The following is a 16,226-nucleotide window of genomic DNA, read 5'->3' on the forward strand; positions in this document are numbered from 1 at the left end:
TCTGGCAAATGCGGGCAGGCGCCCGGTTGAGGACATGGCTACCCTTATGATTCGAGATCGAAATACCTCCTTCCTGTTTGGAGGCAATGCCCCGTATGTGGAAGAACAATACGAGGCGTACCTGAAGGATCGGGCATCGGTGTCCGACGAGTGGCGCGGCTACTTCGATGCCCTGCAACAGATGCCTGCGGTCGATGGATCGAATGCCGGCGATGTTGCGCATGGTCCCATCGTGTCCCGCTTTGCCGAGCTGGCAAAAAGTCCACCGGCGGTCGGGCATCCTGCGGGCGCTGGCCATGCCTCCGTACGCAAACATCTCGCCGTGCAGGCCTTGATCGCGGCTTACCGCATGGCCGGTTCGCGCAATGCGCATCTTGACCCGCTGCGCTGGACGGTGCGGGTGCCATTGCCGGAGCTGAGCCCTGGCTACTATGGTCTGTTCCGGTCGGACCTGGATGCCAGGTTCTTGCTGTCCGACGCGAATTTCGCCGACGAAGACATGACGCTTCGTCATCTGATGCAGGCGCTGGAGGAAACGTATAGCGGCACGCTCGGCGCCGAGTTCATGCACCTTGCCGATCCGAAGCAGCGCAGCTGGTGGCAGATGCGTCTGGAATCCACGCGTGCCAGGACCCACCTGGACGACGGTAACAAGCGGCACATCCTTGAACGCCTGACGGCAGCGGAGGGACTCGAAAGGTATCTCCACGCGCGCTACGTCGGGCAGAAGCGCTTTTCGCTCGAGGGCGGCGAATCCCTGATCGTATTGCTGGATGAACTGGTTGCCTATGGGGCCACGCAGGGCATCCGCAGTGCGATCCTCGGCATGGCGCATCGTGGGCGGATCAATGTGCTGGTGAATGTTGTCGGCAAGCCTCCGGCCGCGCTGTTCGACGAGTTTGAGGGAAAGACCGCTGACCGGCTGCCGGCCGGCGACGTCAAGTATCACAAGGGCTTCACCGGCACACTGCGGACGGCATCGGGACCCGCCGAAGTGACGCTGGCCTTCAATCCGTCGCATCTGGAGATCGTGAACCCGGTGGTCCAGGGCATGGCGAGGGCGCGTGCGGAAGTGCTGGGCCTTGGCATGGGCGCGGTGTTGCCAGTGGAGATCCATGGCGACGCATCGATCTCGGGGCAGGGTATCGTCATGGAGACGATGAACCTCTCCGGTACGCGCGGCCATGGCACCGGAGGCACGGTGCATGTGGTGGTGAACAATCAGGTCGGCTTTACCACCTCCGACCCGCGCGATGCCCGCTCTACGTTCTATTGCACCGACATTGCCAAGATGATCGAAGCACCGGTGCTGCACGTGAATGGTGATGATCCCGAGGCCGTGGTCGCCGCCACGCGGCTCGCGGTGGACTATCGCATGACGTTCGGCAAGAGCGTGGTCATCGAACTGATGTGCTTCCGGCGGCACGGTCATCAGGAGCAGGATACTCCGGCCATCACGCAGCCACTAATGTACCGCTCGATCGCGGAGCATCCGGGCGTGCGCGCCATCTATGCGGAAAAGCTCGTCGACGAGGGCGTTGTAACCGCGGCGGATGTGGAACGGTACGCGCGGGAATATCGTGCGCGCCTGGATGCCGCGCAGGGCGGCAAAGACGACAAGCCGTCCGCTGATATGCGGCTTGAAGCCTCGTCGCCGCAGGATTCTGGCAACAGCAAGACACAGCCCGGATACGCTACGCCTGGGCGCGAAATGCTAAAAGGCCTTGCCCTGAAGATCACCGATATACCGGCCGGGCATACGCTGCATCCGCTGGTTGCCCGCGTGATCAGCGCGCGCCGGGAAATGGCAGAGGGCGCGCGTCCCTTGGACTGGGGCATGGCCGAGCACCTGGCCTTTGCGTCGCTGCTTTCCGCCGGGGTAGGCGTGCGGTTGAGCGGGCAGGACAGCGAACGCGGTACCTTCGGTCATCGCCATGCCGTGCTCCACGATCAGAAGCGCGAGATGCGGGGTCAAGGCACCTATATTCCGCTGGACCATGTATCCGACGACCAGGCGAGGTTCTCGGTCACCAATTCCATTCTTTCCGAAGCTGCGGTACTGGCGTTCGAATACGGCTATTCGCTGTTCCGGAAGGACTCGCTGGTGCTGTGGGAAGCCCAGTTTGGCGACTTTGCAAACGGCGCGCAGGTCGTCATCGATAACTTCCTTTCCGCCGGAGCCGCCAAGTGGGGCCAGCATAGCGGCGTGACGCTGCTGTTGCCGCATGGCCAGGAAGGGCAGGGTCCGGAACATGCTTCGGCACGGCTTGAACGCTACCTGCAACTCTGCGCGCAGGAGAATATGCGCGTGTGCCAGCCGACGACGCCGGCGCAGATGTTCCACCTGCTGCGTTTGCAGGCCACGCGGAATGACCGTATCCCGCTTGTCGTGATGACGCCGAAGTCGCTGCTGCGGCACCAGGAGGCCGTCAGCACCCTGGACGAACTCGCCACTGGCGAATTCAGGGAGGTTCTGGCTGAGGGCCGCTCCGAGCAAGAAGAGGACAGGATCACCCGCCTCATCCTGTGCTCGGGAAAGGTCTATTTCGACTTGCTGGCTCGTCGGCGGAAATCCGGGAAAGACAACATCGCGCTGCTTCGCGTGGAGCAACTGTATCCGTTCCCCGAGCAGCAGATTGCCCGGGAGCTTGATCGGTATCCGTATCTGAAAGAGGTGATCTGGTGCCAGGAAGAAGCCAGAAACCAGGGCGCCTGGAGCTTTGTGGTGGAGCGGCTGCAAGGCATCGTTGAAGATCCGCTGGTGCTTCGCTATGTCGGGCCCGAGGCGGCAGCGTCGACGGCGCCGGGTTATGCGTCGATGCACGCGGCTCGCCAGGAAAGCACTCTGCACGAAGCCATCGATGCGTAGCAGGGCCACGGACCAGTCCGGTGACGAGGCCGCGCCACCGGATGATGCAATGCATCAATCACCGCCGGAACCACAGCATCGACAGCGCGCAAGCCGACACCAGCAGCAGCACTGATGCCGCCGCGAGCAGGGCACTGATCTCGGTCTCCCGGCGCTCTAGCGCAAAGCGGGCGCTGAGCTGGCGATATACCTGGCTCAGATCCGCTGCCGATCCTGCCTGGAAGTACTCCGCGCCAGTGATCGTCGCCACGGCGCGCAACGCGGGTTCATCGAGCTGCATGTAGTAGGACAGGCTCGTTTCCGGTGCATTGCCCCCTAGCGTCCCGAAGCCCACGGTATAGACACGCACGCCGCGCTGGGCTGCCATGCGGGCGGCGTCGACGGGGTCGGGGCCGACCGTGCGGCGGCCGTCGCTGAGCAGGATGACCGCGCCATGCCGGTAGGAGCCCGGTTGTGCGCTCTGCGTCGCCTGCTCGCGCTTGCGCACGGCGTCGGCCGCCGCGGCTTCGTCCAGCGGTACGGCCCGGCGCGTGGAGAAAACCGGTTCGTCGGCGAACAGTATCGCTTCAAGGTCTATGCCATCGTCCGGGAACAGGACCGCTAGCGCCTGGATCAGCCCGCTGCCTGTCGCCGTGCCGCGCTGGAGCTGGAACCGGTCGATCGCGTCCAGCATGTCCTGCCGGTTGCTGGTGGGCCGCAGCACCACGGTCGCAGTGCCAGCGAACGAGACGATGCCAAGGCGCACGCTGGCCGGCAGTCCGACGATGAGGTCGCGCGCGGCCTGCTGCGCGGCGCTGATTCGCGTGGGCGCAACGTCGGTGGCCTCCATGCTGCGTGAGACGTCCATCGCCAGTACCAGCGTGATGGTGTCGGACGGCAGCGTGACGGTGGCCGTCGGGCGTGCGCAAGCCAGCAGCGCTGCGCCGAGTGCGACCAGGAACAATGCCGGGGGGATGTGACGCCGCAACCGTTGGCGGCGGCCGATGGCCGCGCGCGGCAGGGCCAGGCTGGCGTAGAGGAGGGCAGTCTTCTTGCGCCGTGCTAGCAGGTACAGGTAAGCGGCTGCCAGCAATGGGAGCGCGAGCAGCAACCAGAGCATTTGCGGCCAGAGAAACTGCATGCTCTGCTCCTTGGCGCGTGGTTAAGAGGATGGTACTGTATTTTCAAGGGCGGCACGGGACCTCGGGAGTTGGCGATGAAGCGTGTGGCGATCTACAGATGGATCTCGGCCGGGCTGGCGCTTGCCGCCGTGGCAGTGCTGGCCTTTGCCTGGCATTTGCGACCGTCGCAGCGCGTGATTACGCAGGCCGATATCGACGCGGCGGTGCTGCACACGTTGCAGACCAAGAGCCTGCCGTCACGCACGGCCCGCGCGGCCGAGGCGATTCGCGAGTCGGTGGTGGAGATCCGCAGCTTTTCGCCTGCAGACCCCAGTGAGGAAGCGGCGTCCGCGCCGCGTGCGCGGCGTGATGCGCCGGCCACACGTCCGAAATCCTCCCAGCCATCTCGACGCAAGCCGCACGACGAACTCGCCAAGGCCGCTCCGCCCGCAGGCACGGACGTACCGAAAGAGAAGCGTGAAGCGAGTCACATCGGTTCGGGCGTGGTCATCACCGAAAGCGGGCTCGTTCTGACCAGCTATCACGTCGTTGCCGATGCCAAGCGTGTGGAGGTCATGTTCCACGACGGCCAGACTTCCGAGGCTTCAGTGCTTCAGGCCATCCCCGAAAAAGACCTTGCCGTGGTCAAGCCGAAGTCCATCCCCGACGACCTGCCGGCCGCGACGCTGGGCTCCAGCCGCAATCTCGCGCCGGGTGCGGAGGTCGTCGCGGTCGGCTTCCCGTTCGGCATCGGGCCGTCGGTGTCGGCGGGCGTCGTATCGGGCCTTGATCGCCAGTTCATTTCGCCGGACGCCAGGCAGAGCCTGGACAACCTCATCCAGTTCGACGCCGCGGCCAACCCCGGCAATTCCGGCGGGCCGCTGATCAATATGGATGGCGAAGTGGTGGGAATCGTCACGGCCATCCTCAATCCCAACAAGAGCGGTACATTCCTTGGCATCGGTTTTGCGGTGACGATCGAAAGTGCCGGCGTTTCCATCGGATCTTCTCCTTTCTGAAAGCGGAGGCCTATGAACGAGCAAGCCCGTGGCGCCATCGACAGCGCCGATCTGATGGAGCGCCTGCTGTACGAGGTGAAACGTGTGGTCGTCGGTCAGGACCACTTTCTCGAACGCGTGCTGGTCGCGATACTGGCCGGCGGCCACCTGCTCGTGGAAGGCGTGCCCGGCCTGGCGAAGACGCTGACCGTCAACACGCTGGCCAGGACGATGAGCGGATCTTTCAAGCGCATCCAGTTCACGCCGGATCTGCTGCCGGCCGACCTGGTCGGCACGCGCATGTACAACCAGGGAACCGGCGAGTTCTCGACGGTGCGTGGCCCGGTCTTCGCCAACCTGCTGCTCGCGGATGAAATCAACCGCGCGCCGGCCAAGGTACAAAGCGCGCTGCTGGAAGTGATGCAGGAAAAGCAGGTGACCATCGCCGGCGAGACCCATCGCGTCCCGGCCCCGTTCCTTGTCATGGCCACGCAGAATCCGATCGAAACCGAGGGTACCTACCCGCTGCCCGAGGCACAGGTCGATCGCTTCATGATGAAGGTGCTGGTCGGCTATCCGAGCGAGGAGGAAGAAGTCGTCATCGTCAATCGCGTGACAGGCCCCCGGATCAGCGTGAGCCCGATCGCGACGCCGGAGCACCTGACCGGCCTGCAGGACGAGTGCCGCAAGGTGTACGTCGATCCGTCGCTGGTGCAGTATGCGGTGCGCGTGGTGGCGGCGACGCGCAAGCCGTCTGGCTACGGTCTGGAAGAGATCGAGCGCTACATCACCTTCGGGGCCAGCCCTCGTGCCACGATCGGCCTGATCGAAGGCGCCCGCGCGCTCGCGTTCCTGCGCGGGCGCAACTATGCGGTGCCCGAAGACGTGATCGACCTCGTGCCCGACGTGTTGCGCCACCGGCTGTCGTTGTCGTACGAGGCGATGTCGGACGGCGCGACCGCCGACCAGCTCATCAGCCGCATCCTGCAGGCGCTGCCGGTTCCGGAGCGCCCGCTCGAAGCCCATGTTCGAGCGACTGCGCGCTAGGCGCCGGCGCGGCGCGGAGACGGCTGCATCTGTCGCATCTGCCGCCACGCCTGCCGGTCCGGCCCTTGTCAGTGTGGGCACAAAGCGGACAGAGAGCCTGCTACGCCGCCTCGAATGGACCGTAGTGCGGCGCCTCGACGGGCTGCTGCAGGGGGATTACCGCACGCTGTTCCGGGGCTTCGGCCTCGACCTTGCCGACTTGCGCGAGTACCGGCCGGGCGACGATGTGCGGCATATTGACTGGAACGTGACGGCGCGGCTACAGACACCGCACGTGCGCGAGTTCCAGGAAGACCGTGATCTCTCCGCGTGGTTCGTGCTCGATCTGAGCGGGTCGATCGAATTCGGTTCGGGCGAGGTGCGCAAGCGCGACCTGCTGAATGACTTCACAACCGTGATGGCGTTGCTGCTGACACGCTACGGCAACCGGATCGGCGCCGTGCTGTACGGTGGGTCAGCGGACACGGATGCGTCCATGATTCCGCCGCGCTCGGGGCGGCGCCAGTTGCTGCACCTGCTTGACCGCATGCACGCCACGCCGGCCGCGTGCCCCGGCGAGACACGGCTGCGCGACCTGCTGGAGCGCGCGCGCGCTGTCGCAAAGCGGCGTTCGGTCATGTTCGTCGTGTCCGACTTCATCAGTACGCCAGGCTGGCAGACCTCGCTCGGCATGCTGGCGCGGCGTCATGAAGTCGTGGCCGTGCGGCTGGTCGATCCGCTCGAAATGGCGTTGCCCGACCTCGGACTCGTCGTGCTGCAGGATGCCGAAACCGCGGAGCAGATGTTTATCGACACGCATGATCCCGCGTTTCGCAAGCGCTTTGCGGCAGCCGCCGAGGCGCGCGAGGCCGAGTTGCGCCTGGCGTTCGCGCGCGCTGGCGTGGAATGCCTGACGCTGTCGACGTACGCGCCGATGGACCTCGCACTGTTGCAGTTCACGCGTGAGCGCCGCTTCCGGCAAGGGGCCGCGAAAGCGGCGCCGGCGACGAAACCGGCGACGAAACCGTCGACGACAGCGCCACCGAGGAACGCGGCATGACAGACGCCATCGACCGGCTGCCTCTGTTCAGCTTCCTGTGGCCCGACATGCTGTGGCTGCTCGGCCTTTTGTTCGTGCTGACTGCAGGCTATGTCTGGTTCGACGCGCGGCGGCGTCGGACAACAGTCAGCCATCCGGCTCTCAAATCGATCGGTTTTGCCATGACAGGCGGGACTGGCTGGCGCCGCCATGTGCCCGCGGTGCTGGCATTGCTGGCGTTGGTCGCGCTGATCTTTGCCATTGCCCGTCCGCAGGCCGTGATGACGCTGCCGTCGCGCATCAAGACCGTGATCCTCGTGATCGACCTGTCGGGCAGTATGCGCGCGCAGGATGTCCGGCCGAGCCGTATCCGCGCGGCGCAGCAGGCGGCCAGGGTGCTGCTTGATGCCCAGCCGGCGGGCGTCAGCGTCGGTGTGGTGGCCATGGCGGGTACGGCAGCGCTGGCGCAGGCGCCCAGCCACAGCAAGGACGATGTGGCGACTGCGATCGAAGGCCTGAAGCCGCAAGGAGGCACCGCGCTGGGCAACGGCCTGCTGATCGCGCTGACCACGCTGCTGCCACAAACGACCAACGATGCAGAACGTCTCATGAACGGCGGTGACGTCGCCCAGCCCGGCAAGCCAGGCAAGGCGGCTCCGGGCGAGTTAGACAACGGCGAGCCGGTCAGGCCCGGATCGTACGCGTCCGGTGCGATCGTGCTGTTCTCCGACGGTGAAAGCAATTCGGGTCCGGGCGCGGTACAAGCCGCGCAGCTCGCAGCCACGTACGGCGTGCGCGTCTATACGGTTGGCGTGGGCACGACGGAAGGCGTCGTGCTGTCGGCCGATGGCTGGTCGGCGCGCGTGAGGCTGGACGAAAAGGTGTTGAAGCAGGTCGCCGACACCACCGGCGCCGAGTACTTCCGGCTTGAGGACACCGCTGCGCTGAAGAAGGTGTATCGCGCGCTCAATACCAGGCTCGCGTTCGACAAGCGCGATCAGGTCGAGGTCACGGCTTTCTTTGCCGCGATCGGCGCGTTGCTGGCGGCGTGCGCGGGACTGCTGTCCCTGTGGTGGTTCGGACGGGTGATGTAGGGCTGGCCGGGGTCGGAAAAACCCCGGGACAGTCTTCGATCGCGTATCAGGGATCAACCCTGCAAGGCAGGAATATTGCCGGCTTCCTCATGGATGGTCAGCTCGTCCGCGAGGTCCGTGACGCCGGGCACGGCCCACACCGTCGACAGCACGGCGTCATGCTCGCCGGCCAGGATGTGGCCGCTGAGGCAAGCGCACCCGCCGCTCACATCGACCTCCACCGCGCCCGGGTGGCTGAGCACATGGCCCAGTTGCGCACGGATCCGTTCGCCGATCTGGTAGTCGCTCGTGTCGACGTCACGAAGGCTCACGGTCACATGTGGCCGCACCCTGGCGGCAAGGCCCCGCGCATGATCGAGGACGCGCTTGGCCTGTGTCTGCGCGTAATCGGTCAGGTCATGCTTCCCGGCTGCTGCCTTGTCCCGCAATTGTGCGCGTCGCCGGGCGCCCTGGTGCGGATCGAACAGGTACATCAGCGCGGCCCCGGCCACGGCGGCGAGGGCGAGGTTGGTCAGGTTGCGGTTTTCATTGGGCATGTTGGGGCTCCTTCGATTTCGGCGGGGATGCGGCAGCCTTGCGACTACTGCGTCCTCGCCCTGTTGCAGGGTGCGTGCCCGGATGCCAGGTGGCTGGCAGGCCACGGGAAGACGGGGCAGGGCAGCAGTGTCGCCACCATGGCCGCACATTCTTACCGGGCCATGTAAATGATCGCCTCTGCACCGGCTGTCAGACGGAGGCGCACATTCGGGCGCTTCGCAGGCGGATGATGTCCCCTACTCACTCATCCGTCTTGTAGCGAGCATCGAGTTCGTCGTACATCGGCTTCCTGACGAGCCGCTGGCGCTCGCTGAATGGCACGACGATGGCGGGATCCTCGTCCATCTGGCCGTTTGCCTGCAGGTTGCCGAGTGCCTGCTGCATGCCGCGCACGGCGCCTTGCAATGCGGCGTTCGCGTAGAGCACCAGGCCGTAGCCAAGCCGCTCCAGCGCGTCGAGCCCTTGCACCGGCGTTTTTCCGCCGATCACGATATTGATCAGCAGCGGCACATCGAACAGCCCCGGCAGGCGCGCGATCTCGCTTTGACCCTCGATCGCCTCGAAGAACAGGATATCGGCGCCGGCTTCGGCAAAGCGGTGTCCGCGATCGATCGCATCCTCGATGCCGTGCACGGCCGCGGCATCCGTGCGCGCGACGATCTGGAAGTCGGGGTCGTCGCGCGCGTCCGTCGCGGCCCGGATCTTGGCCACCATCTCGTCCGTGCTCACGACATCCTTGCCGGCAAAGTGCCCGCATTTCTTCGGCATGACCTGGTCCTCGAGCTGGATCGCATCGGCGCCCGCGCGCTCCAGGGTGCGTACGGCCTGGCGCACGTTCAGCGCGTTGCCGAAACCGGTATCCGCATCGACGAGCAACGGCAGTTCCACCGCATCGCGGACCCGCGCCGTGTGCTCGGCGATATCGCTGAGCCCGATGAAACCGAGGTCAGGCAGGCCGAATGACATATTGGTGACACCGGCGCCGGTGAGGTACACGGCCTTGAAGCCGAGGTCTTCGATGACCCGCGCACTCATGGCGTTGAAGGCGCCGGGGATGAGCAGGGCATTCTTTGACGCGGCCTGCTGCCGGAATGCCTGTCTGCGGGAGGAAGCGGATGAAGTCATGTGGGGTTCTCCGGTGAGGCGGCGTGTCGTCGGCAGCCTGACAGCCGCGCAATCAGGACAGGTCGAATCGGTGAGGCGCGATCATGCGGATGTGCCCGACGCGAGTCCGGATAACGGCGGGCATCTGGTAGCGTACACCGCAGTGCGACCCGCGGTGGTGTATACCTTGCCGATATAATGCCCGCCGCTAACTTCCATTCGCTACCGATCATGCTGCCCGACGGAGAACTCCTGCTACTGCTCGTCACGCGCGAGATGCCTTTCGGCAAGCACAAGGGAACGCTGATCGCCGACTTGCCTGGCAACTACCTGAACTGGTTTGCAAGGGAAGGATTTCCGCCTGGCCAATTGGGCCGCCTGCTGGCGCTGATGCAAGAGCTGGATCACAACGGGCTGCGGCACCTGGTGGATCCTTTGCGCGGGGCGCGTTGAAGCGTCCGGGCCTGCGATGCCTGGCAAGCGTCAAGGCGACGTAGTCATCAATCAAGGCTTGTCTCGCTGCACCCCGCAGGCGAGTTTGTGTAGGTGGCGAATGCCAGTTCCGCCAATGTCTTGGCCGCAATTCAGGCCAGTATCAGGGGCCGTCCCCGGCCCGCTCGCATTGGACATTCATGGCACGACAGACCTCGCACCATCGATCCGGCGCATGCGACGCGCGCACCGGCTCTGCGCCGGCCGTGGGCCATGGCAACGGCATCTGTGCCGTCGCCGGCAGCCTGCGACCCGCACAGGCATACGCGCGCACGGCTTCGCCGAGTGCCGCCAGGCCGACCGGCTTGACCAGCACGCCATCCATGCCAGCCGCCAGCGCGGCTTGATGGTCCTCGGGCACCGCGCTGGCCGTGCAGCCGATCACCGGAATTCGGGCGGGCGCGTCGCGGCGCGCGCGCAGTGCGCGGGCAAAGGTCTGGCCATCCATGACTGGCATCGCACAGTCGCAGATCACGAGGTCGAATGGCCCCTGGGAGGCCGTCGGAGACTCGGCCAGCCGCTCCAGCGCCTCGCTGCCATCCGCGGCCGTGTCCACGCGATGGCCCAGATGTTCGAGCTGCCACTTCAGTAGCAGGCGGTTCGGCGCATGGTCGTCCACGACCAGCACGTGCAGCGAATCAGTGGCAGCGGCACATGCGGAAAGGGCCGCCGGCTCGGGCATGACCGGCAAGCAGGCTGTGCGCAGCCGCAGGGTAACCCGCACACTTGTGCCAGCCCCCGCGCGGCTTTCGAGACGGATCTGGCCGCCCATGGCCGCGACCAGCCGGCGGCAGATGGCCAGGCCCAGCCCGGTGCCGCCGGATTGTGGCCGCGATCGGTCGTGTGCCTGCTCGAACGGCTGGAACAGGCGCGCCTGGTCGGCGTGCGCGATGCCAATGCCGGTATCGGCGACCGTCAACACGATCTCCTGCTTTCCCGCATGCACGGGGCCGCCGTGCAGATGCACGCGTACCTCGCCCTTGTCGGTGAAGCGGATGGCGTTGGAGACCAGATTGCCAAGTACCTGCTTCACACGGAGCGGGTCGACCATATGCGCCGCCGCGATGCCCGGGTCGATGACCCGCACCAGCGGCAATGGCTTCTGCGCGGCTACCGGGCCGAGCATCTGCAGGACTTCCTCCACCAGCGCCGGCAAGCTGGCGGGAACGGGATGGACGCGCAGCTTGCCCGCTTCCATCTTCGACAAGTCGAGAATGTCATCGATCAATGCGAGCAGTGCCAGCGCGGAATCGTGCGCGGTGGACAGCATGCGGCGCTCGTCGGACGGCATCTCGGGCCGTTTCAGGGCGAGCTCGATCATGCCGGCCACAGCGTTCATCGGTGTCCGGATCTCATGGCTGACCGAGGCGAGGAAGGTGGACTTGGCCCGATTTGCCGCCTCGGCACGCGCCTTGGCTTCGGCCAGCTGGGCGAGCATGTCGTGGCGCTCGGTCAGGTCCACCCAGCCGCCGGCCAGTGCCGTCACGGTCTTGCCGGGGCCTTGCAACGGTGCAACCCAGTTCAGCACATGCCGCTTTTCGCCCTGGATGTGCAGGCAGCGGTCCTTGCTGAGCGCGCGGCCGGAGGCAATGACGTCGCGGTAGTCCTCGGAGAGTTCAGCGGCGTCTGTGATCACGCCGGCGAGCTGTTCCGGCATGTCCGGCGGCAGGCCTCGCAACGATGCGCGTGACGCGCCGACCAGTTCCTCATAACGCCGGTTGCAGGTGATGAGCCGCTGCTGGGCGTCGCGCACATAGACGGGCAGGGGAATGCTGTCCAGCACCGCCGTGTGCAACGTCAGGCGCTGGCGCAGCCGTGCCGTGCAGGCCTGGCTGCGGGCGAGCTGGCGCCGCAACACGCGTACGCGCGCTGCGAATAGCGCAGAAGCGAGCAGCAGCGTCAGGCTCAAAGCCAGCCAGACGATTGGCGGGGGCAGGGCGGACAAATTCAATGCAGGCGACGGGCATGGAGGACAGCCCTGCACGGCATTGCGATTGCGGGGCGCGATCCATGACTCTATGGATGCGCGTATCGCCGTAGTTTCAGACGCGTCGGAGTCTGGCTGGAGAAATTTCCTATTCAGTCGGCAGCCACGCTGGCCGAATGTCGTCGCGGCCACCGGGCCGAGCGGCTGGCAAGCCACCGGGCAACGCTATCATTGTCTTGCCCTGCTCGTCTGTTACCTGTCCGCGATGGAGTTTTCCGATGCTGACCGCGCCAACCCCGATCACTGGCCTGCTGGCCGCCTGCGTGGTGCTCATGGCCGCCTGCCTGCTGCACTGGCACCGGCGTCTGCGAACGATGGGCAGCCAACGCGATGTGCTGGCCGCCATCATTGACGCTGCGCCATATCCGATGGTGGCGCGCGACGCACGCGGGCGCTTCGTCGCAGTCAATGTGGCGCTTGAGGATTTTCTCGACATCCGCCGCCAGACAATGCTGGGGAAGACCATGGAAGACGCTGGCGTGCCGCCCAACATCGTGGCTGCCGTGGCATCGCCGATCGCTCGCGCGCGGGCGTCAGGCCAGCGGGTCGACGAGACGCTGCGCGTGCGTGATGCCGCCGGCGAGTGGCATGACCTGCTCTTCGCCACGCAGCCGCTGCGCCTGCCGGACGGCACCGAGGCAGGCACCGTTTCCGCGACCATCGACATCACCGCCCAGCTCGCAGCCGAACAGGCCGCCCTCGAGGCCAAGCGCGTGCTCGATGAGATTGCCGACGCCTTGCCCGTGGCGTCGTTCCAGCTCTGCGCGGAGCCGGGTGGCCGGTACTGGTTTTCGTATTTTTCCGCGAAGGCGGAACGGTATCGCGGCTGGTCCGCCGAACGGCTGCTCGCCGTGGTCGATGGCGAATACCCGTCGATCCATCCGGAGGACCGCTTGAAAATGGCCGACGCGTTGCATCAGTCCGCTGCCGCGCAATCGGCCGCGCAGTTTGAACTCCGGATTCTTGTCGACGGCGAAACGCGGTGGCTGCGCTTGTTCGTGGGCGCACCGGCGCGTGATCCATCCGGCCAGTTGCGCTGGAGCGGTTATGCCGGCGACGCGACCGACGAACATCGCCAGCTCGAAGCGCTGGCGGCGGCCCGCGCGGCCGCGGAAGGCGCCGCACAGGCGAAGGCGCGCTTCCTGGCCACGATGACGCACGAGATCCGCACGCCGCTGGCAGCGGTCATCGGTGCGCTGGAACTGTTGCGCGGCAGCCCGATGAGCGCGCAGCAGGCCAGCGAGGTCGCGCTGGCCGACAATGCGGCGCGCCTGCTCATGGAAATCCTCGACGGCATCCTCGACTACAGTCGCCTGGAGGCCGGGCAACTCGCGTTGGAGTCGCTGCCGCTGGATCTGCGCGCCCTCGTCGAGTCGGTGATGCAGGTGCACAGGCCCGCGGTCGCGGCAAAGCAGCTCGCGTTTGCGTTCGAAGCCGATGCGCGCGTTGCCGTGGCCTTGCTAGGCGATCCCACGCGGCTCAAGGAGATCCTGCTCAACCTGATCGGCAATGCTGTGAAGTTTACGGCGCAGGGCGGCATTACGGTGCGATTGGACTTGCTCGAAGACATGGAGGAGCACCAGCGTGTGTCGCTCAGCGTCGCCGATACCGGCGTGGGTATCGACGCCAGACAGCAAGAGCAGCTGTTCGCGCCATTTTCGCAGGCAGATAGCTCCATTTCGCGCCGTTTTGGCGGCAGCGGGCTGGGCCTGGCGATCTGCCGGCGCCTGGCGGAACGGATGGGCGGCACGCTGACGCTGCAAAGCCAGCCTGGGGCCGGCACTACGATTGTGCTGTGTGTGACGTTGCCAGTGGCCATGAGCCCAGTGCCCCAAGGGGTCGCCGGCCGCGCTGGGCCGCCGCCCCCCTTGGAACCGCTGGACGTGCGCAAGGCCATCCTGGTAGTGGAAGACCACCTGCCGTTCCAGGTCATCATGCGCCGGCAACTGGAGATGCTGGGGCAGGATTGCACGGTGGCATCCGGGGGCGAAGCGGCGCTGGAGCAGCTCCGGCAGCAGCGTTTCGCGCTGGTACTGACCGATTGCCAGATGCCCGGCATGAACGGTTTCGAACTGGCCAGCCGGATCCGGGCATCCGGGCCGGGCGCCAATGCCGACGTGCCGATCGTCGCGCTGACGGCGTCTGCCGGTGCGGAAGTGGCCCGGCAATGCCACGACGCGGGCATGGACGCCTGTCTCGCCAAGCCCGTTCGCATGGACGACCTGCGCGCATGCATTGCCCGATGGGCGCGGTAAGGCGCATCATGAGGTGGCTGTCCGGCGCCGTTGCAGTGCGCAGGCGATGCCGGTGGGTGCAGGATCCTGCTCGTGAAGGTCAATCGGGAAAAGTCGTACCAGCGCTCGGAAATTTCCTGCGCCGGCGCGGAAAAATGCTGAGCACAATGATGTGCCAGACCATAAATGCCTGCCGGATCATTCCTCAGGCAATGTGCCCAATGCCATTAGCGATGGAGTGTTTGCCGTGGCCACAATCCTGATCGTCGACGACCATCCCGCTGTACGCGTGGTGCTGAAAACGCACCTGTCGCAGGTCCTCGGCGTGACGCATGTGCTGGAAGCGGACAATGGCCAGGCTGCCGTCGAGATCGTGCGCCAGTATGCGCCGGACGTCGTCATCCTTGACCTCGACATTCCTCGCATCAACGGCCTGGACGTCATTCCGCGCCTCAAGGCCATCCAGCCCAGCGTGCGCATCCTGGTGATCTCCGGCCAGGACCAGAACACCTTTGCGCCGCGTGCGCGGCAGGCCGGCGCCAACGGCTATGTCAGCAAGACCCAGGAATTGCCCGAGATCGTGCGGTGCGTCGAATCCGTCCTGGCCGGGTATTCGGTCATGCCGGACGTCGATGGCGGACGCGCCGATGGCGTGGACGAAACCCGCCGGCTGGGAAGCCTGTCTGACAAGGAACTCGTGATCATGCAGATGCTGGCCAAGGGCATGTCCAACAAGCAGATCGGAGAGGTGCTGTTCATCTCCAACAAGACGGTCAGCACGCACAAGACCCGCATCATGGAAAAGCTGGGCGCGCGGTCCCTCGTCGACGTGATCGATTTCGCGCGGCGCCACCACATTGCCATCGGCTGATGGAGATTCCCATGCACAGCGCATTCATCCTCGCCACGTCTGGCAGCGCCTGGATCGAACCGGCCACGCAGTATCTCAGCGATGCGGGTTTGCCGGCGCAATGCGTGACGGCCACGGAAGCCGAGGCGGTGCTGGCAGCTGCCGTGCCGCGCGTCATGCTCGCCCCGCCCGAGATTGTCGCCACGCCGTTGCTGCAGCGCGCGCGCCGGCAGGGCGCGCTGCTGGTATGCGTCGGCCGCGCGCAGGAGGACGTATCGTCACTGTGCGACGACGTGCTGACTGACCCCGTGACCGAAGAGGCTCTGTTCAGGTTGCTGGCGCGGCATCAGTACGTGGCGATTTCAGTCAGCGACCGTGCCGGTCTGGCCAATGCCATCGCAAGCCAGACCTTCGGCGATGCAGCGCTTGCCGCTGAACTGGTGGAAGCGCTTGCCACATCAACGGAATCGGACCTTGATCGCCTGCAAGAGGAAGACGACAGCCTGGAAACGTGGCGCAGCGTGGCGCACCGCGTGAAGGCGTCGGCGCATCTGGCCCGCTGCGAAGGCTTCCAGCGGCTCGCGCAACGACTGGAAACCGTGGCGCGCGGCGGAGACGTCAGGCTGACGGGCGCGCTTGCCGAAGTGTTCGTGCCGACCGCGCACGAATTCCGCGCCATGCTGCTTGCAAGCGCCTGCAAATAGCAGAGAAGCTATTGATTGCCGGAATGCCCGGTAATGCACCGTAATTCCCCCGATTTAAATATCCGCGGCGGGAATTATTATTGTTTGAATTCCGTGCGGCAATAAAGAAGTCATCAGAATTAAAACGCGAATATCATGTGCGCGCGGAATGAATGACGGAGTCTGGGTTTCCATCCACGCTTGTCTGGGGAC

13 protein-coding genes are annotated in these 16,226 nt (G+C 65.5%); 9 read left to right on the forward strand and 4 right to left on the reverse strand.

The features are described from left to right. Nucleotides 1-34: 34 nt before the first annotated feature. Nucleotides 35-2,869, forward strand: coding sequence for a 2-oxoglutarate dehydrogenase E1 component (locus ACIGJG_RS26885; protein ID WP_140950620.1), 2,835 nt, complete (start codon nt 35-37; stop codon nt 2,867-2,869). A 58-nt stretch (nt 2,870-2,927) separates the two neighbouring features. Here ACIGJG_RS26885 and ACIGJG_RS26890 read toward each other — a convergent pair whose 3' ends face one another. Beyond that, nucleotides 2,928-3,989 (reverse strand): VWA domain-containing protein, encoded by a 1,062-nt coding sequence (locus tag ACIGJG_RS26890; protein WP_011300596.1) that lies wholly within the window; start codon nt 3,987-3,989, stop codon nt 2,928-2,930. A gap of 75 nt (nt 3,990-4,064) precedes the next feature. On the opposite strand from ACIGJG_RS26890, the gene ACIGJG_RS26895 reads away from it, so the two are divergent. The 4 genes from ACIGJG_RS26895 to ACIGJG_RS26910 are packed head-to-tail and all read left to right on the forward strand — an operon-like array spanning nt 4,065 to nt 8,126. Further along, on the forward strand, nt 4,065-4,988 hold the full coding sequence (locus ACIGJG_RS26895; protein WP_140950618.1) for a S1C family serine protease: 924 nt from the start codon (nt 4,065-4,067) through the stop codon (nt 4,986-4,988). A 12-nt stretch (nt 4,989-5,000) separates the two neighbouring features. Further along, entirely contained in the window at nt 5,001-6,014 is a 1,014-nt protein-coding gene (locus ACIGJG_RS26900; RefSeq protein WP_011300594.1) for an AAA family ATPase, read from the forward strand. Continuing rightward, nucleotides 5,992-7,053 carry a DUF58 domain-containing protein gene (locus tag ACIGJG_RS26905; protein WP_011300593.1) on the forward strand — a complete coding sequence of 354 codons (1,062 nt, stop codon included), beginning with the start codon at nt 5,992-5,994 and terminating at the stop codon, nt 7,051-7,053. Before ACIGJG_RS26900 ends, ACIGJG_RS26905 begins: the two co-directional genes overlap by 23 nt. After that, nucleotides 7,050-8,126, forward strand: a complete 1,077-nt coding sequence (locus tag ACIGJG_RS26910) for a VWA domain-containing protein (RefSeq protein WP_011300592.1) — start codon at nt 7,050-7,052, stop codon at nt 8,124-8,126. The genes ACIGJG_RS26905 and ACIGJG_RS26910 overlap by 4 nt, the downstream gene beginning before the upstream one ends. A gap of 53 nt (nt 8,127-8,179) precedes the next feature. Here ACIGJG_RS26910 and ACIGJG_RS26915 read toward each other — a convergent pair whose 3' ends face one another. Both ACIGJG_RS26915 and ACIGJG_RS26920 read right to left on the reverse strand, forming a co-directional pair. After that, a complete protein-coding gene (locus tag ACIGJG_RS26915; protein WP_011300591.1) occupies nt 8,180-8,662 on the reverse strand; it encodes a BON domain-containing protein in 483 nt (160 codons plus the stop codon). Nucleotides 8,663-8,903: 241 nt separating this feature from the next. Continuing rightward, nucleotides 8,904-9,788, reverse strand: a complete 885-nt coding sequence (locus ACIGJG_RS26920; RefSeq protein WP_011300590.1) for an isocitrate lyase/PEP mutase family protein — start codon at nt 9,786-9,788, stop codon at nt 8,904-8,906. 210 nt (nt 9,789-9,998) lie between these two features. Between ACIGJG_RS26920 and ACIGJG_RS26925 the strand changes: the two genes are divergently transcribed. Continuing rightward, nucleotides 9,999-10,220 (forward strand): DUF3820 family protein, encoded by a 222-nt coding sequence (locus tag ACIGJG_RS26925; protein WP_041680510.1) that lies wholly within the window; start codon nt 9,999-10,001, stop codon nt 10,218-10,220. A gap of 142 nt (nt 10,221-10,362) precedes the next feature. Here the strand turns inward: ACIGJG_RS26925 and ACIGJG_RS26930 are convergent, their stop codons facing one another. Further along, the gene (locus ACIGJG_RS26930; protein WP_483673353.1) at nt 10,363-12,204 is read right to left on the reverse strand and encodes an ATP-binding protein; all 1,842 of its coding nucleotides are present in this window, start codon (nt 12,202-12,204) and stop codon (nt 10,363-10,365) included. 260 nt (nt 12,205-12,464) lie between these two features. On the opposite strand from ACIGJG_RS26930, the gene ACIGJG_RS26935 reads away from it, so the two are divergent. From ACIGJG_RS26935 to ACIGJG_RS26945, 3 genes are all read left to right on the forward strand, one after another. Beyond that, nucleotides 12,465-14,501 carry a hybrid sensor histidine kinase/response regulator gene (locus ACIGJG_RS26935; RefSeq protein WP_011300587.1) on the forward strand — a complete coding sequence of 679 codons (2,037 nt, stop codon included), beginning with the start codon at nt 12,465-12,467 and terminating at the stop codon, nt 14,499-14,501. A 226-nt stretch (nt 14,502-14,727) separates the two neighbouring features. Beyond that, nucleotides 14,728-15,351, forward strand: coding sequence for a response regulator transcription factor (locus tag ACIGJG_RS26940; RefSeq protein WP_140950616.1), 624 nt, complete (start codon nt 14,728-14,730; stop codon nt 15,349-15,351). A gap of 11 nt (nt 15,352-15,362) precedes the next feature. Further along, nucleotides 15,363-16,034: a hypothetical protein gene (locus ACIGJG_RS26945; RefSeq protein WP_011300585.1), complete on the forward strand. Its 672-nt coding sequence runs from the start codon at nt 15,363-15,365 to the stop codon at nt 16,032-16,034. The last annotated feature ends 192 nt before the right edge of the window (nt 16,035-16,226 follow it).

The organism is Cupriavidus sp. C1SS-2L, from assembly GCF_057073735.1.